This window comes from Comamonas sp. Z3, assembly GCF_008121565.1.
Classification (GTDB): Bacteria; Pseudomonadota; Gammaproteobacteria; order Burkholderiales; family Burkholderiaceae_C; genus Comamonas; species Comamonas brasiliensis.
In genome coordinates, this window is sequence record NZ_VOQU01000006.1 from 83,502 (window position 1) to 100,179 (window position 16,678).

14 protein-coding genes are annotated in these 16,678 nt (G+C 64.6%); 7 read left to right on the forward strand and 7 right to left on the reverse strand.

What is annotated here, in order from left to right; all coding sequences use genetic code 11:
• Positions 1-88: 88 nt before the first annotated feature.
• Both FSY59_RS17940 and FSY59_RS17945 read right to left on the reverse strand, forming a co-directional pair.
• Entirely contained in the window at positions 89-493 is a 405-nt protein-coding gene (locus FSY59_RS17940; protein WP_050872310.1) for a group II truncated hemoglobin, read from the reverse strand.
• Positions 483-1,967, reverse strand: a complete 1,485-nt coding sequence (locus tag FSY59_RS17945; protein ID WP_043376835.1) for an MFS transporter — start codon at positions 1,965-1,967, stop codon at positions 483-485. The genes FSY59_RS17940 and FSY59_RS17945 overlap by 11 nt, the downstream gene beginning before the upstream one ends.
• A gap of 216 nt (positions 1,968-2,183) precedes the next feature.
• Here FSY59_RS17945 and FSY59_RS17950 point away from each other — a divergent pair, with 216 nt between their 5' ends.
• The gene (locus tag FSY59_RS17950) at positions 2,184-3,059 is read left to right on the forward strand and encodes a LysR family transcriptional regulator (RefSeq protein ID WP_043374839.1); all 876 of its coding nucleotides are present in this window, start codon (positions 2,184-2,186) and stop codon (positions 3,057-3,059) included.
• Between the two features lie 2 nt (positions 3,060-3,061).
• Here the strand turns inward: FSY59_RS17950 and FSY59_RS17955 are convergent, their stop codons facing one another.
• Positions 3,062-5,632 carry an ABC transporter permease gene (locus FSY59_RS17955; RefSeq protein WP_148729445.1) on the reverse strand — a complete coding sequence of 857 codons (2,571 nt, stop codon included), beginning with the start codon at positions 5,630-5,632 and terminating at the stop codon, positions 3,062-3,064.
• Positions 5,633-5,677: 45 nt separating this feature from the next.
• Here FSY59_RS17955 and FSY59_RS17960 point away from each other — a divergent pair, with 45 nt between their 5' ends.
• The 5 genes from FSY59_RS17960 to FSY59_RS17980 all read left to right on the forward strand — a co-directional run bounded on the left by FSY59_RS17960 (position 5,678) and on the right by FSY59_RS17980 (position 9,167).
• Entirely contained in the window at positions 5,678-6,463 is a 786-nt protein-coding gene (locus FSY59_RS17960) for a sulfite exporter TauE/SafE family protein (RefSeq protein ID WP_003052023.1), read from the forward strand.
• Between the two features lie 50 nt (positions 6,464-6,513).
• Positions 6,514-7,584: an adenosine deaminase gene (locus FSY59_RS17965; protein WP_148729446.1), complete on the forward strand. Its 1,071-nt coding sequence runs from the start codon at positions 6,514-6,516 to the stop codon at positions 7,582-7,584.
• A 96-nt stretch (positions 7,585-7,680) separates the two neighbouring features.
• A complete protein-coding gene (locus tag FSY59_RS17970; RefSeq protein WP_003052019.1) occupies positions 7,681-8,049 on the forward strand; it encodes a hypothetical protein in 369 nt (122 codons plus the stop codon).
• Positions 8,046-8,534, forward strand: a complete 489-nt coding sequence (locus tag FSY59_RS17975) for a low molecular weight protein-tyrosine-phosphatase (RefSeq protein WP_148729448.1) — start codon at positions 8,046-8,048, stop codon at positions 8,532-8,534. The genes FSY59_RS17970 and FSY59_RS17975 overlap by 4 nt, the downstream gene beginning before the upstream one ends.
• 102 nt (positions 8,535-8,636) lie before the next feature.
• Entirely contained in the window at positions 8,637-9,167 is a 531-nt protein-coding gene (locus FSY59_RS17980) for a cytochrome b (RefSeq protein WP_003052014.1), read from the forward strand.
• 22 nt (positions 9,168-9,189) lie between these two features.
• On the opposite strand, the gene FSY59_RS17985 is transcribed toward FSY59_RS17980, so the two are convergent.
• The 4 genes from FSY59_RS17985 to FSY59_RS18000 all read right to left on the reverse strand — a co-directional run bounded on the left by FSY59_RS17985 (position 9,190) and on the right by FSY59_RS18000 (position 15,920).
• Complete coding sequence (locus FSY59_RS17985; protein WP_043376844.1) at positions 9,190-10,116, reverse strand: DMT family transporter; 927 nt, start codon at positions 10,114-10,116, stop codon at positions 9,190-9,192.
• Between the two features lie 470 nt (positions 10,117-10,586).
• Positions 10,587-10,826, reverse strand: coding sequence for a formate dehydrogenase subunit delta (locus FSY59_RS17990; RefSeq protein WP_148729479.1), 240 nt, complete (start codon positions 10,824-10,826; stop codon positions 10,587-10,589).
• Positions 10,826-13,756 carry a formate dehydrogenase subunit alpha gene (fdhF, locus tag FSY59_RS17995; protein ID WP_148729449.1) on the reverse strand — a complete coding sequence of 977 codons (2,931 nt, stop codon included), beginning with the start codon at positions 13,754-13,756 and terminating at the stop codon, positions 10,826-10,828. The genes FSY59_RS17990 and fdhF overlap by 1 nt, the downstream gene beginning before the upstream one ends.
• 10 nt (positions 13,757-13,766) lie before the next feature.
• Positions 13,767-15,920, reverse strand: coding sequence for a formate dehydrogenase subunit gamma (locus FSY59_RS18000; protein WP_148729450.1), 2,154 nt, complete (start codon positions 15,918-15,920; stop codon positions 13,767-13,769).
• A gap of 311 nt (positions 15,921-16,231) precedes the next feature.
• Here FSY59_RS18000 and FSY59_RS18005 point away from each other — a divergent pair, with 311 nt between their 5' ends.
• Positions 16,232-16,675 (forward strand): MarR family winged helix-turn-helix transcriptional regulator, encoded by a 444-nt coding sequence (locus FSY59_RS18005; RefSeq protein ID WP_003052004.1) that lies wholly within the window; start codon positions 16,232-16,234, stop codon positions 16,673-16,675.
• Positions 16,676-16,678: the final 3 nt, after the last annotated feature.

Genomic DNA, 16,678 nt, shown 5'->3' on the forward strand with positions numbered 1-16,678 from the left:
CCCTGCTTGTTGAAAAACAGGCAGTGTCTACAGGGCTTTTTACAGCGTCATGAAGGAAATTTGACGCTTTGCCACCGGGCCCAGAAACTCAGGCGCCGCGATTGCGCATCCAGTCCGCCGTGTTCATGAAACTGGCCTTGAGACGCGCGCGCAAGGCCTCGGGCACCTCGGTCTCGCCCATGGCCTGATCCATGCAGGCCACCCACTGGTCGCGCTCCTGGATGCCGATGGAAAACGGCATATGGCGCATGCGCAGACGCGGATGACCAAAACGATCCTGGTAATAGTCGGGGCCGCCCAGCCAGCCGCAGAGAAACCAGAACAGCTTCTGGCGCGCGTCGTCGAGCGTGCTGCCATGCGCGGCGCGCAGCTCCTTGTAGCCGGGCTCCAGGTCCATGAGGTCATAGAAACGGGCAACCAGCTGCTGGACTTTGTCTTCACCACCTATCCATTCATAGGGGGTATCAAACGGGGGCTTTTCTTCAATCTGCATGTGTAGCGGCTTTGCGAGTCAGTCCCGATTGTCGGACATGCGGCATGTCCGTACCCGAGCGCAGGAATGCGAAAACCCCAACAGCCGTCAGCACCGTCACGCCGGCCAGCACATCGAGCAAGCTGGAAAAAGCCAGGCCATAGGCCTTGAGCAGCTCGGCGACCGACGCATCCTGCATCAGCGCCAGCGCTCCCTGCATATTGCCGGTGACCAGCATCTGGGCCACGGCCGAGCCCTGCGTCATGGAGGGAGAGAGAGCCGCCAGCTCCCGCGCCAGCAGCGCGGCCAGCGCTGCCCCGACCACGGCCAGGGCAATGCCTTCGCCCGCCACACGCACGGTGCTGAAGATGCCCGTGGCCATGCCGGCGCGCTCGCGCGGCACCACGGTCACGGCAAGTCCGTCCATCAGCCCCCAGGGCAGGCCTATGCCCAGACCGATCAGCAGCAGCGGCGCGGCCATCTGCGCCAGGTCCGAGCCGGGGGCGCAGCGGCCCAGCCACAGCAAGCCCATGGCACAGACCAGCAGTCCCGCCCCGCACAGCAGGGCGGCCGACAGCCAGCGCGCAAGCCAGCCCGCCAGCAGCGGCACGCACAGCATGGGCAGCGACAGCACGAACATCCGCTGCCCGGCCGCGAGCGGCGCCAGGCCTTCCACGCCGATGAAGCGCAGCGGCAACAGCACCAGCAGCACCACAAAGGCATAGGCCGGTGCTGCGGCCAGCAGCTGCACACCGACAAAGCGCGAATAGCGGAACAGCGACAGGTCCAGCATGGGGTGGGCGCTGCGGCGCTCGATCTGTACAAAGGCCGCTGCCGCCAGCAGGGCGGCCGCCAGGGGCAGCCATGTGCGGCCATGCGACCAGCCCGTTTCCGGGACTTGCAGCATGCCCCAGGTCAACAGAGCCAGCGCCAGCGTGAACGACAGCGCGCCCGGCAGGTCCAGCCGCTGCGCCTGCGGATTGCGCGATTCCGGCATATGGCGCAGGCCCAGCAGCAGTGCCGCAAATGCTGCTGCGGCCGCGCTGAGCATCACGCTGCGCCAGCCCCAGCTCTGCAGCAACCACCCCGACAGCAAGGGCCCGAAGGCCAGTCCCACACCAAAGGAGGTGCCCACGACACTGAAGGCACGGGTACGCCGGGCACCATCGTAGGCCTGAGCCAGGCCGGCCGTGCCTGCCGCCAGCGCAGCGGCCGCGCCCAGTCCCTGCAGCGCCCGCAACAGATCGAAGCCGATGATGGCCCCCTTGCCTTGCAGGCAGACCTGCAGCAGCACGCTGCCCACCACGACGGCCAGCCCCGCAAGAAACACGCGCCGCCGCCCGTAGACATCGGCCAGTGCTCCTGCCGCCATCAGCGTGGCGCCGAAGCTCAGCATGAAGGCATTGGTGACCCAGTTCAGCGCCAGAGGGCCGCCGCCCAGTGCCTCGCGCAGCGCCGGCAGTGCCACGGCCGGCCCGGTAAAGCTCAGCGGCATGGCCAGGGCAGCCAGGCAGACCGACAGCAGCACCCAGGCAGGCGATGCGCGGCGGGCGCAAACCGGAAGATCCGCCCGTGGGCAGGATGGAGAAGTGGAGCAGGACATGGAGGACTGGCTTCGTGAATCAATCAGACATGAACGATAAAAGCGCTCCAATCAAACGAAAATAGCGTTAGAACTCCCAACAATCCCAACCCAAGGTTGCCAATCACCATGGACAGCTTCAGCGGACTAGAGTCCTTTGTACGTGCCGCCGATCTTCTGAGCTTTGCGGAGGCCGGCCGCGCGCTTGGCATCTCGGCCTCGGCCGTGGGCAAGAACGTGGCGCGGCTGGAGCAGCAACTGGGCCTGCGCCTGTTCCATCGCACCACACGCCAGGTGCGTCTGACGCAGGAAGGGACTCTGTTTCACGAACGCTGCCGGCGCATCCTCGACGAGCTGCATGATGCACGCGCGGCCATGCAGGCCGCCGCAGAAGCACCGCGCGGCCGGCTGCGTGTGAGCCTGCCCACCATCGGCTACCGTTTTCTGCTGCCCGTGCTGCCCGAATTCCAGGCCCGCTATCCCGAGGTGGAGCTGGATCTGGACTTCAACGACCATCTGGTCGATGTCGTCGAAGCCGGCCTCGATGTGGTCATCCGTAGCGGCGAGCTGGCCGATTCGCGGCTGGTGGCGCGCCGACTCGGACCGTTTCGCTTCATTCTCGCGGCCTCGCCGACCTATCTGGCCGAGCGCGGTCTGCCGCTGACGCCCGCCGACCTTGCCCGACACTCCAGCCTGCGCTATCGCTTTCTGAACAGCGGCAAGCTTGAGGAGTGGACGTTGCCCGGGCTGCCGGCCATGCCCATCTCCCTGGTCTGCAACAACATGGAAGCCATGCTGGGCGCAGCCGTCTCAGGCCTGGGCCTGGCCTATATGCCCGACTTCCTGGCCCGCGACGCACTGGCGCGTGGCGAGCTCCAGCAGGTCCTGGCGCAGCAGCTCACGCATAGCGGACAGTTCTCCGCGCTCTGGCCCTCCAGCCGCCAGCTCTCGCCCAAGGTCCGGGCTTTCGTGGACTTTGCGAGCGCGCGGCTGTTCAAGGGCTAGCCTTATTCCGCCGCCTGGCGCAGCGTGATCATCACGGGACGGCTGACTACCTCGCGCAACGCCCACCAGCCGGCCAGCCAGGCCAGCAATGCGCCCGCCAGCGCGCCCACCAGCGGCACCCACCAGAGCACATTCCACTCGAAATCAAACACCCAGCGTGCCAGCGCCCAGCCCACGGCCAAAGCAACGCAGCTGGCCAGAAAGCCGGCCATCAGGCCCACTCCGGCCAGCTCGGCACTCTGCACCTGCTGTAGCAGGCCCGACCGGGCTCCCACGGCGCGCATGATGGCGTATTCGCGCGCTCTTTCCTCGCGCGTTCCGGTGACGGAGGCAAACAGCACGACCAGACCCGCCACCAGCGTGAAGCCGAACAGGAACTCCACAGCGCGTATGACCTGGTCCATCACCTGCTGCACCTGGGCCAGCGTGCTGCTCAGGTCGACATTGGTGATGTTCGGAAATTCATTGACCAGCGCATTGTCAAAGCCCTTGATGTCGGGCGCACGATAGGCCGCCAGATAGGTCACGGCCACGTTGTCCAGATGCTGCACGGGGTAGATCACAAAGAAGTTGGCGCGCATGGAACTCCAGTCCACCTTGCGCAGGCTGGTGATGCGGGCCTCGCTCTGCTCACCGCCGATATCGAAGCGCAGCGTGTCGCCCAGCTCCAGGCCCAGGGTCTTGGCAATACCTTCCTCCATGCTGATCGCGCCCTGCTCGCCGGCCTGCCAGCGGCCGCCCACGATCTGGTTGTGATCGGGCATGGTTTCGGCGGTGGAGATATTGAACTCCCGGTCCACCAGACGCTTGGCGCGATCCTCCTCATAGTCATCGGGGCTGACGGCCTTGCCATTGACGGCAATCAGCCGGCCGCGAATCATGGGATACCAGTCATAGCTGTGCACGCCGGCCTTTTTCAGCGCGGCCTGAAAGTCCTGCGCCTGATCGGGCTGGACATTGATGACAAAGCGATCGGGCGCATTGGCCGGCGTGGCCTTGCGCCAGCTGGCAATCAGGTCGGTGCGCAGCAGCACCAGCAGCACCAGGGCCAGCAGCCCCACGGCCAGCGAGCTGACCTGCACCACGGCATACACGGGCTTGGCCGAGACCTGGCGCGTGGCCATAACCAGCCAGCGCGGCGCCGTGCTCTCATTGACCACCTGCCGCAGCAGCTTGACGGCCAGCCAGGCCAGGCCCGCGAACAACAGCACGGCGACGGCAAAGCCGCCCACGGCAATCAGGCCCAGCTTGATGTCGCGGCTGGCGACCATCAACAAGGCCGCAAAACCCGTAACACCCACACCCAGCACCAGCCACGATGCTGGCTTGAGCGCCCCCAGATCGCGCCGCATCACGCGCAGCGGCGGCACCTGCGCCAGCTGCAGCACGGGCGGCAGGCCAAAGGCCAGCAACAGCGTCAGCCCCATGCCCATGCCGAACAATGCGGGCCACAGGCTCGCCGCAGGCAGGGCAGACTCGACCAGTCCGGCCAGCAGCCAGACAAACACATGGTGCACGGCCCAGCCCAGCAGCACGCCGGCCGCGCTGGCAGCCAGGGCAATGCTCACGAACTCCACCACATAGGCCAGGGCAATGCGGCGCTGACTCTGGCCGAGCACGCGCAGCATGGCCGACGCATCGAGATGGCTGTTGGCAAAGGCACGTGCGGCCAGTGCCACGGCTACGGCCGACAGCAGCGCCGAAAGCAGCGCCACCAGACTCAGGAATTTCTCGGCCCTGTCCAGGGTCTGGCGCATTTCGGGGCGGCCGCTTTCCAGCGATTCCACACGCACGCCATGCAGGCTCTTGGCCATTTCCTGTGCCCAGCCCAGATAGTCCTGTGCGGCCCGCTGCGCGCCGCGCCCGGCATCTGCCTGTGCCGCCACGGCCAGCCGATAGGTGATGCGGCTGGCGGGCTGCACCAGGCGCGTTGCGGGCAGGTCGGCGCTGTTGATCATCACGCGCGGGGCAAAGCTCATGAAGCCCGCACCACGATCGGGCTCGATGGCAATGATGTGCGAGATATGAAAGCTCGCATCGCCCAGCAGCAGTCGGTCGCCGAGCTTCAGGCCCAGCGCCTCCAGCAGCGGCGCATCCACCCAGGCATGGCCGCGTTCAGGAATCGCCCTGACTTCCAGGTCTGGCTGGCCCGGTCCCTGATTCAGGTGCAGCACGCCGCGCAACGGGTAGCCGGGGTCCACGCTTTTGAGCGCCACCAGGCGGCTGGCTCCGCCCTGCTCCTGGGCGGCCCGTGCCATGGTCGGAAAGCTGGCCGTGGCCACGGTCTGCAGTCCCTGCTGCTGTGCCTGCTGCACAAAAACCGCGGGGGCGGGGTTGTCGCTGACCACCACCACATCGCCGCCCAGCAGCTGACGGGCGTCGCGCTGCAGGCCGGCCTGCAGGCGGTCGGCAAAAAAGCCCACCGAGCTCAGTGCCGCCACGGCCAGCAGCACGGCCACGATGATCAGGCGCAGCTCGCCAGCGCGCAGATCGCGCCAGAGATTGCGCAGCCCCAGAATCCAGACAGATGATGCTTTCATGGTCTGCACGATAGCGCAGCGGCCTGCAGCCATGCCAAAACTGCATGGCAATTCCCTGCCGACCGAAGACGATAATCGATGCCATCGGACGGAGACCAGAACGTGGAAGCAATGTTGCTCGTGGCCCTGGGGGCCGCTGTGGCGGGGTTTGTGCAGGGGCTTTCGGGCTTTGCCTTCGGCATGGTGGCCATGTCGTTCTGGGCCTGGGTGCTGGAGCCGCAGCTGGCCGCCGTGCTATCGGTCTTCGGCTCCCTCACGGGTCAGATCATCGCGGCATTCACCGTGCGGCGCGATTTCCACTGGAAGTCGCTGCTGCCCTTCATCGCGGGTGGCCTGGTCGGCATTCCCATGGGCGTGGCCGTGATGCCGCATCTCAATATGGACTGGTTCAAGCTCGGCCTGGGCTGCCTGCTGGTGCTGTGGTGCCCCACCATGCTGCTGAGCACGCATCTGCCCCGGCTGACGCTGGGCGGCGGCCTGCTGGCGCGCAGCAGCGATGCGGTTGCGGGCCTGATCGGTGGCGCCATGGGCGGACTGGGCGGCTTCAGCGGCACCGTGCCCACGCTGTGGTGCACGCTGCGCGGCTTTGAGCGCCATGTGCAGCGCACGGTGATCCAGAACTTCAACCTCTCGGTGCTGGCCGTCACCATGGCCGGCTATCTGGCCACCGGCCTGGTCAAGCCCGCCATGTGGCCCTCGTTCGCCATCGTGCTGCCGGCCGTGCTGGTGCCCGTGATCTTCGGCACCCGCGTCTACAAGGGCGTGAGCGATGCGCGCTTTCGCCAGATCGTGCTGAGCCTGCTGACCTGCTCGGGCATCGCCATGCTGGCGGCGTCCGTGCCGCGGCTGTTCCTGGCACCCTAACGTAAAACTGCCTACGGCAAGGCTGATCGCAAGCCACTACCATCTGCGGCATGAATGCCGCGCCTACTGCCCCCACACCTGAACTGACCGCCTTTGCCCATGCCATCCCCAAGATGGAGTTGCACTGCCACCTGCTGGGAACGGTCAGAAAAAACACCTTCATCGAACTGGTGCAGCGCGCCAAGGCGCCGCTGACTCCCGAAGAGATCGAGGCCTTCTACACGCGCGGCGAAAAGCCCGTGGGCGTGCTGCGCGTGCTGCGCGCACTCGACGAGTGGCTGCTGCAGACGCCGGCCGATCTGGAGCGCATTACCTATGAGTACCTGCAGGATGCCGCCGCCCACAACGTGCGCTATGCCGAATTCTTCTGGAACCCCACGGGCACGGTGCAATGCTCGGGCATGAGCTATGCCGTCGCCCAGCAAGCCATTCTGGCCGGCGCCGCAGCTGCGCAAGAGGATTGCGGCATACGTGGCCGCCTGGTGGCGTCCATCGACCGCGAAGCCCCGGCCGAAGCCGCCGTGCAGATGGTGCAATGGATGCTGGACAACCGGCATGACGATGTGCCCGGCATCGGCATCGACTACCGCGAAAACGAGCGCCCGCCCGAGTTGTTTGTCGAAGCCTATGCGCTGGCGCGTCGCAACGGCCTCAAGACTACGGCCCATGCCAGCGAGTTCGGCCTGCCCTGGAACAATCTGCAGACCGCCATCGAGACTCTCAAGGTGGATCGCGTCGATCATGGCTACACCGTCATCGACAACCCGGAACTGGCCCGGCGCTGCGCCGATCTGGGCATTGTGTTCACCGTGGTGCCGACCAACTCCTACTATCTGCGCACACTGGCCCCCGAACGCTGGGCGCTGGATCACCCGATACGCCAGATGCCCGGCCTGGGCCTTCGCGTACATCCCAACACCGACGACCCCACGCTGCACCATGTGAACCCCACGGGAGCCTGGACCAAGATGGTCAGCGACTTCGGCTTTTCAGTGGCCGACCTCAGGGACTTCATGCTCAACGGCATCGATGCGGCCTGGATAGACGAGAGCGAAAAGCGCAGCCTGCGCCAGCAGTGGGGTGCCGAGTTCGATGCATTGAGCAGCACACACCACTTCTAAACAAATATTGCCAAAGCGCCTGCCCTTCAAGCGCTTTCAGCTATCAGAATCGATTCAGGCTAACACCTGCCTCCTCTCTTAACGATCATCTGCCCTATGCCGTCAGACAAGCCCGCCAGCCTTGAAGAGATTCAGGCGTCCATTGCCAAGCTCAGAGTCACCGAACAGCAGCTCGAGGCCACCGCGCAGAAGTACGAGAGCAAGATGCAAAGCTCGAGGAAATGGAACTATCTTGCCGTGGCCATGGCTGTGGTGGTCTGCGCCGTGGCCTGGATCAACCAGGCCTCGCCCTGGCTGCGCTGGGGCGTGCTGCCCGTGGTCCTCTTCATGGTGCTGTTCTTCGAAGGCATGCGCCGCCTGCTGGGAGTGACCATGCAAAGCAGCATGCGCCAGCTCAAGACCCAGATCCGCACACTGGAAACCAGGATGGCCGAGGTACAGGCCACAGTGAAAGATCAGCCATGACTGCCGCCAAACCCGTTCGCGTTCTGATGGTCTGCACCGGCAACATCTGCCGCAGCCCCACAGCCCATGGCGTACTGGAAAAAATGGTCGCGGATGCGGGTCTGCAGCATCGGGTACAGGTGGACTCCGCCGGCACGCACGGCTATCACGTGGGCGAGGCCCCCGATGCCCGCAGCCAGCAACATGCACGCCGCCGGGGCTATGACCTCAGCGGGCAGCGTGCGCGGCAGCTGACGAAGCAGGATTTCGACGCTTTCGATCTGGTACTGGTGATGGACAGCGCCAATGAAACCGCCGCCCGCCGCCTCGCCAGTCCTGCACAGCAAGAGCGCCTGCATCGACTGACCGAATACTGCCAGCGCTTCGGCGACCAGGAAGTGCCCGACCCCTATTACGGTGGCGAGCGCGGCTTCGAGCATGTGCTGGATCTGGTCGAGGATGCCTGCAGCCATCTGTTGCAGTCTCTGAGTCAGGCATCAGACTGAGAGTCTTTCTTTTCTGGGCGTCATGGCCTGCGCAGCGTCAAAGCGGGCGCGCAGCCGTTTGCGGATACTGAAGGTAGATATTTACCCACTTCATGCTCCGCTATGACAGGCTCTCCCTCCTATTCCCGTCCCCTGATCCTGCTGCACTGGCTCGTTTTTCTGGCTGCGGCCCTGGCCGTGGCGGCCATAGAGATCAAGGGCTTTTTCCCCAAGGGAACGCCTGAGCGCGCACAGCTGGGCATGCTCCATGAAAGCCTGGGCATCATCGTGCTGGCCTTGATGACGCTTCGCCTCATGGTTCGAGCCTTGGGCAGAATTCCGCCACCCGCCAGCTCCTACTGGGTGGAAATGAGCGTGCATGCCATGCATGCCGCGCTCTATGTGCTGATGCTGGCCATGCCGATTCTCGGTTTGATGGCACTGGGCTGGTCGGGCAAGCCCGTGCCTCTCTTCGGTACGTCCTGGACCTTGCCCATGGCGATCGACATGCCGCTGGGCCGCAACCTCAAGCAGATTCACGAATTCGGCGCCAACCTGGTCTTCATCGCCGTGGGCCTGCATGCGGCAGCCGCACTCTGGCATCAGTTCGTGCTAAAGGATGGGCTGATGCAGCGCATGCGCCCGGGCCGCTGAGCAAGGGCCTCTGGCACAGAGCCTACTCGATCGCCTTCTTGAGCGCCATGCGCCGAACAGGTCTGCGCCCCCAGTTCATCACCCCCGTGCCCAGCACGGCCATGGCGCCACCCAGCAGCATGGAGCCGTCAACGCTTTCTCCCAGCAGCAGGGCCGAAAGCAGCACGCCGATCACTGGCACCAGCGTGATATAGCCCGAGGCGGCGCCCGCGCCCAGCGATTTGACGCCCGCGAAGTACCAGGCATAGGCCAGGGCCGTGGAGCCATAGGCCATGAAGACCATGGCGGTCCAGGCCATGCCACTGGCCTGAAATGCCGAAACCAGCCCCTGCGGGCCTTCCAGAACCAGGCTGGCGGCCAGCAGCAGCACGGCGCCGAAAAGGGAAGTCACGGTAGTTGCAGCCAGTGCATCCACGCCTGCCAGCATGGCGCGGCCGATCAGCGTGTAGCAAACCCAGCAGGCCACGCAGCCCAGAATCAGCATCTCGCCCGCCCCCACCGTTCCGTTGAGCAATTGCATGGGGTTGCCATGCGAGATGACCACCACAGCGCCGCAGGCCGCCAGCAACATGCCCAGGGCAATGGTGATGTTGATGCGTTCCTTGAACAGCCACACGGCAAAAGCCAGCGTGACCACCGGATTGAGCGTAATGAGCAGCGCCGCCTTGCCCGCAGGCAGATGCTGCAGACCGGTGAGGAAAAAGCTGGCGTAGCCGAACACCCCGGTCCCGCCTGCGGCAAACATGCCCAGCCAGGTCTTGACAGACCAGTGCCTGAGGGCACCCAGCCCGCCTGAGAAATACAGCCAGGGCAGCAACAGGGTTGCGGCCAGCAAAAAGCGCAGCGCCGATGCTGCCAGCGGCGGCATGTTGAGCGCCAGAATGCGGCCTGCCGGCCAGGAAGCGCCCCACAGCAGGGCCATGCCCAGAAGGCGCAGATGCGCGCTCATCAAAGAGCTTTTGACGGATTCGGAAGTCATGAAGATGGGCAACAAAAAAGCCGCGGCCATTCGATCGTGGGCAGCGGCGCAGATCAGGGATCCAAGAGCGTGTTTACGATCTCAACGCAGCCGCGTTGGAGCGCAATCGGGATGAGTTCGAAGCGATGGCTCGCCGCTTGCACCGGGGTGCAAGCAAGAGACTGCGCGCAGCAAATCGCCCGATTTCGCGCCACCCCTTCGGGACAGCGGCTTTGCGCACGCCCGGTCAGGGGCGGTCTGCGGCGTTGCCTCGCCGGCCGCGCGAATCCTCGCAATAGCACGGCTATTGCTGCGGTATCGCGCGCGGGGGCCGACCCCTGGCATCCTAGCCCGCAAAGCCTCTGTCGCGGCGCGAGGAGATCGTAAACACGCTCTAAAGACCCAATATACCCGCAACACATTCCGGATGGATGCATGGCGCTGCTGTCTGGCGCACCGCGCTATGCCTGCACAGGCTCCAGCAGCGCGGCATGCTTGTGCAACGCGTCGCGCACCAGAGGCCGCAGCTGCGCGGCCTCGGAAGGCTCGTTCAAGGCCGCCAGAATGCGAAGCCGCATGCGCGGCTCCCAGAACTTCTGGATATGCTGGGCCACACCGTCCAGCGCCTCGTCATGCTCGGGCATGGCCTCGAAGAACTCGGCTATGCGATTGGCCATGTGGATCAGGTTGTTCACGTCCATCATTGACCTCCCATCTCCATCTGCGCCGCGGCCAGATGACCGAGCTGCTGGTCGTTGAAACGCCTGTAGCCCTGCTGCCAGCTTGAGGGCTGAGTCACGGGCAATACCTGCACGGCCGTCACCTTGTACTCGGGGCAGTTGGTGGCCCAGTCCGAACTGTCGGTGGTGATCACATTCGCACCCGACTCGGGGAAATGGAAGGTGGTGTAGACCACACCAGGCTGTATGCGCTCGGTCACCGTGGCGCGCAACACCGTCTGGCCGGAGCGGCTTTCAATGCCCACCCAGTCGCCATCGCGGATGCCACGGTCCTGTGCGTCATGCGGATGAATCTCGAGCCTGTCCTCGCCATGCCACTGGCTGTTGGCCGTGCGCCGCGTCTGCGCACCCACGTTGTACTGCGACAGGATGCGTCCCGTGGTCAGCAGCAGTGGAAAGCGCTGCGTGACCTTTTCATCGGTGGCCACATACTGGGTGATGATGAAGCGGCCCTTGCCGCGCACAAACCTGTCCTTGTGCATGATGGACGTTCCCGCCTCTTCGGTGCCTTCATTGCAGGGCCACTGCACGCTGCCCAGACGCTCGATCTTCTCGTAGCTCACGCCCGCAAAAGTGGGGGTCAGGGCCGCGATCTCGGCCATGATCTCGCGCGGATGACCGTAGTTCATGGGATAGCCCAGCGCATTGGACAAAAGCTGCGTCACCTCCCAGTCGGCATAACCAGCCAGCGGCTGCATGAGCTGGGTCACGCGCGAGATGCGGCGCTCGGCATTGGTGAACGTGCCATCTTTCTCCATGAAGGAAGATCCGGGCAGGAACACATGGGCGTACTTGGCGGTTTCGTTGAGGAAGATGTCCTGCACCACCACACATTCCATGGCCGAAAGCGCTGCCGTCACATGCTGGGTGTTCGGGTCGGACTGCACGATGTCCTCGCCCTCGCAGTACAGACCCATGAAGCTGCCTTCCAGCGCGGCCTCGAACATATTCGGAATGCGCAAGCCCGGCTCGGGACTGAGCTTCACGCCCCAGGCGCCTTCAAATTCTGCTCGGGTGATGCTGTCCGAGATATGGCGATAGCCCGGCAGCTCATGCGGAAAGCTGCCCATGTCGCAGGAGCCCTGGACATTGTTCTGGCCGCGCAGGGGATTCACGCCCACGCCTTCGCGCCCCACATTGCCCGTGGCCATGGCCAGATTGGCAATGCCCATGACCATGGTCGAGCCCTGCGCATGCTCGGTCACGCCCAGGCCGTAGTAGATGGCGGAGTTGACCTGCCTTCCCTGCGGATGATCCGCACTGCCCAATGCATACAGCCGCGCCGCACCACGCACCAGCTCGGGAGCCACGCCGGTGATGTCGGCCGTGGCCTCGGGCGAGTTCTCCGGCCTGGCAACGAACTCCTTCCATTGCGCAAAGGACTTGGCGTCGCAGCGCTCGTCGATATAGGCATCGGCCAGCCAGCCCTCGGTGACGATCACATGGGCCAGCGCCGTGATCATGGCCACATTGGTGCCGGGCCTCAGCTGCAGGTGATAGTCGGCCTTGACATGGGGCGAGTTGACGAGTTCGATCTCGCGCGGATCGATCACGATCAAACCGGCGCCGGCACGCCGGGCGTCGCCACGCCGGGCGTCGCCACGCAGCCGCTTTTTCATGCGCGAGCCGAACACCGGATGCGCCGCCGTGGGATTGGCGCCGATGACCATGATCACATCGGAGTGCTCGACCGACTTGAAGGTCTGCGTGCCTGCCGACGTGCCATAGGTCTGGCCCAGGCCATAGCCCGTCGGCGAGTGACAGACACGCGCACAGGTATCGACATTGTTGTTGCCGAAGGCGGCGCGGATCAGCTTCTGCACCAGATAGGTTTCCTCGTTGGTGCAGCGCGACGAGGTGATGCCGCCAACCGAGTCCCTGCCATGCCTGGCCTGGATGCGGCGGAATTCGCTGGCCGCATGGCCTATCGCCTCCTCCCAGCTCACCTCGCGCCAGGGGTCGGTGATCTTGGCGCGGATCATGGGCTGGGTGATGCGGTCCTTGTGCGTGGCATAGCCCCAGGCAAAACGCCCCTTGACGCAGGCATGGCCTTCGTTGGCCTTGCCATCCTTCCAGGGCACCATGCGCACCACCTGTTCACCCTTCATCTCGGCCTTGAAGCCGCAGCCCACGCCGCAGTAGGCGCAGGTGGTGATCTCGCTGTGCTCGCTCTGGCCCAGCTCGACGACGGTCTTTTCCTGCAAGGTGGCTGTGGGGCAGGCCTGCACGCAGGCACCGCAGCTCACGCAGTCGCTGGCCATGAAGCCGTCGCCCTGCCCTGCCGTGATGCGCGACTCGAAACCGCGTCCGCTGATCGTCAGCGCAAACGTGCCCTGCGTTTCCTCGCAGGCGCGCACGCAGCGATTGCAGACAATGCACTTGCTGGGGTCGTAGCTGAAATAGGGATTGGAGGTATCGACCTCGGCCCTGGCTTCGCCCTTGAAGTGGTTGGCTCCATCCATGCCATAGCGCACCTCGCGCAGACCGACCACTCCGGCCATGTCCTGCAGCTCGCAGTCGCCGTTGGACGAGCAGGTCAGGCAATCGAGCGGGTGGTCGGAGATATAGAGCTCCATCACGCCCTTGCGCAGCTCCTGCAGCTGCGGACTCTGGGTGCGCACCTTCATGCCTGCTTCGGCAGGGGTGGTGCAGGACGCAGGAAAGCCCTTGCGCCCCTCGACCTGCACCAGACACAGCCGGCAGGAACCAAAGGGCTCCAGCGAATCCGTGGCACAGAGCTTGGGCACCTTGATGCCGCCATCGACGGCGGCGCGCATCAGCGATGTGCCCTTGGGCACGGTGACTTCGCGGCCGTCGATATGCAGCGTGACCAGTTCCTCGGACAGGCTGGCAGGCGTTCCGCAATCGGTGTTCTTCAAATGTTCCAGCATGGCTCTCTCCTCAGGCTGGGTTCACGGTCTGCACGGGCTCGATACCGAAGTCCTGCGGATAGTGCTGCAGTGCAGAGCGCACCGGATAGGGAGTCATGCCGCCCATGGCGCACAGGCTACCGTGCTGCATGGTGTCGCACAGGCTCTCCAGCAGCGCCACATTGGCTGCATGCTCGGCGCCGCCTTGACGCGTGATGCGGTCTATCACCTCCACCCCTCGCGTGGAGCCGATGCGGCAGGGCGTGCATTTGCCGCAGGACTCGATGGCGCAGAACTCCATGGCATAGCGTGCCAGCTGGGCCATATCGGCGCCGTCGTCATGCACGACCAGACCGCCATGGCCAACCACATTGCCCTTGGCGGCATAGGTTTCATAGTCCAGCGGATCATCCCAGTCCTCGGGCGCCACATAGCTGCCCAGCGGGCCGCCCACCTGAATGGCCTTGACGGTCCGGCCGCTGGCCGTGCCGCCGCCGAAGTCCTGCACCAGCTCGCGCAACGTGAGGCCGAAGGCCTTTTCCACCAGCCCGCCTTGCGCAATATTGCCCGCCAGCTGGAACGGCAGCGTGCCGCGCGAGCGGCCCATGCCATAGCCCTGATAGAAGGCCGCGCCCCTGGCCAGGATGATGGGCACGGTCGCCAGCGTGATCACATTGTTGATGACCGTGGGCCTGCCGAACAGGCCTTCGATCGCGGGCAGCGGAGGCTTGGCACGCACAATGCCGCGCTTGCCTTCGATGCTCTCCAGCATGGCCGTCTCCTCGCCGCAGACATAGCTGCCCGCACCCTTGCGCACCTGCAGATAGAACGCCTTGCCGCTGCCGGCCACATTGTTCCCCAGCCAGCCCGCGGCACTGGCACGTGCAATCGCCTCGTTCAGCACCGCAATCGCATGCGGATATTCGCTGCGCACATAGACATAGCCCTGCGTCGCACCGACGGCCAGCGCAGCAATCGCCATGCCCTCGATCAGGCAGAACGGGTCGCCCTCCATCAGCAGGCGGTCGGCGAACGTGCCCGAATCGCCTTCATCGGCATTGCAGGCAATGTATTTCTGCGGCGCTGGAGCGGCCGCCACGGTCTTCCATTTGATCCCCGCCGGAAATGCCGCCCCGCCTCGACCGCGCAGGCCGGACTCCAGCACCTGCTGGACGATGGCTTCGGGCGCCATGGCCGCAGCGGCCCTGAGGCCTTGCCAGCCGCCATGGGCCTCGTAGTCCTGCAGGCTCAGCGGATCGACGATGCCCACGCGCGCAAAAGTCAGGCGCTCCTGCCTGGCCAGATAAGACATCTGCTCGGTCAGCCCATGACATAGCGCATGGGGCCGGCCCTGCAGCATGCCGGCATCCAGCAGACCCGGCACGTCAGCAGCCCGAACCGGGCCGTAGGCCACACGGCCCTGCGCAGTCTCGACCTCGACCAGGGTTTCCAGCCACAGCAGGCCGCGCGAGCCGTTGCGCACCAGCACCACCGCCAGGCCTCGCGCCGCGCACTCGCGCTGCAGCGCCTCGGCCACCGCATTCGCGCCAACGGCCAGGGCCGCGGCATCGCGCGGCACATAGATGCGCGCGGCATCGACAACTTCATTTTCGATAGTTGTCCGCGATTTATCCGCCTTGGTTTCAAGCTGTTCTTGCTGTATTTTTGCCAGCAAGGCGTCGAGCCGGTCCTCAGTCATCCGTGCATGGACTTCGCTCTCGTCGACCATCACGGCCGGCGACTGGGCGCACAGCCCCAGGCAGTAGACAGGTTCCAGCGTCACGCTGCCATCGGCGCTCGTGCCATGGGCCTGGCAGCCCATTGCCGCTTGCGCATGGGCGAACAGTGCATCGCCACCACGTGACTTGCAGGCTTCGGCCCGACAGATCTGGATCAGCGTCCTGCCATGCGGCTGCTCGCGCAAATGCGGGTAATAGCTGACAACACCATGGACCTCGGCACGCGAAAGATTCAGGGCCTGGGCAATGGCGGGCACGGCAGCGCGCGGGATAAAGCCCAGCGCATTTTGCAGGGAGTGCAGCAGCTCGATCAGAGAGCCAGGGCGCGCTGCATGGTCGGCAATGGCGTGCTCGAGGGCTTCGCGTTCATGGCCACCGAGTGCGGAACCGGCACTGGCGGCTCCGTCGAAGGTGATGGGAATGATCTTCCCTTGAATGGCTGGCATGGATGTTCCAACGGGCTTTCATTGTGGAAGCGGCGCGGTCTGTTGCGCAGGCGCTTTGTCTCTCCTGCCATTTCAAGCCCTGAGCGGCAAGCCGTCAAATTCATATTCCTGATTGCACCATTCAATGCGCAAATGAGCTGACAGCCTGCGCCGATGCACCTGCAGGCCCTGATGCGCCCCCTTGCTGCACGTGCTGCTTTGACGCGATTTTGCAGCGTCTCGCCCATGCGCCTGGCTTGTCGCAAATCACGGTAACTGGCGTGATTTTTGGTAAGCTCACGCGAACCATGATTCAGCAGCCGCCATCAGCCATGACGCCACAGGATGGCTATCACTTTTCGGACCAGATCGGACACCTGCTGCGACGCGTCTATCAAAGGCATGCCGCGCTTTTCCAGCAGTACATTCCCGACTCTCAGCTTACGGCTGCACAATTCGTGGTGCTGTGCTCCGTGCGTGACAACAAAGGCAGCTCGCTCGCCGACATCGTCAAGGCCACGGTGATCGATCAGGCCACCATACGCGGCGTGGTGGACCGGCTCAAGCAGCGCGAGCTGGTGCAGGTGGAGCATGACCGCATGGACCGGCGCAAGGTCGTCATCAACCTCACCGAAGCCGGTCAGGATCTGGTGCATGACATGGAGCCATTTGCCAAGCAGATCACCGAAAGCACCTACGGCAAGCTCAATCCCGCGGAGCGTCTGGCGCTGGATTTCCTGCTCAGAAAAATGCTGGAAGGCAGCGACTCCGAATGAGTT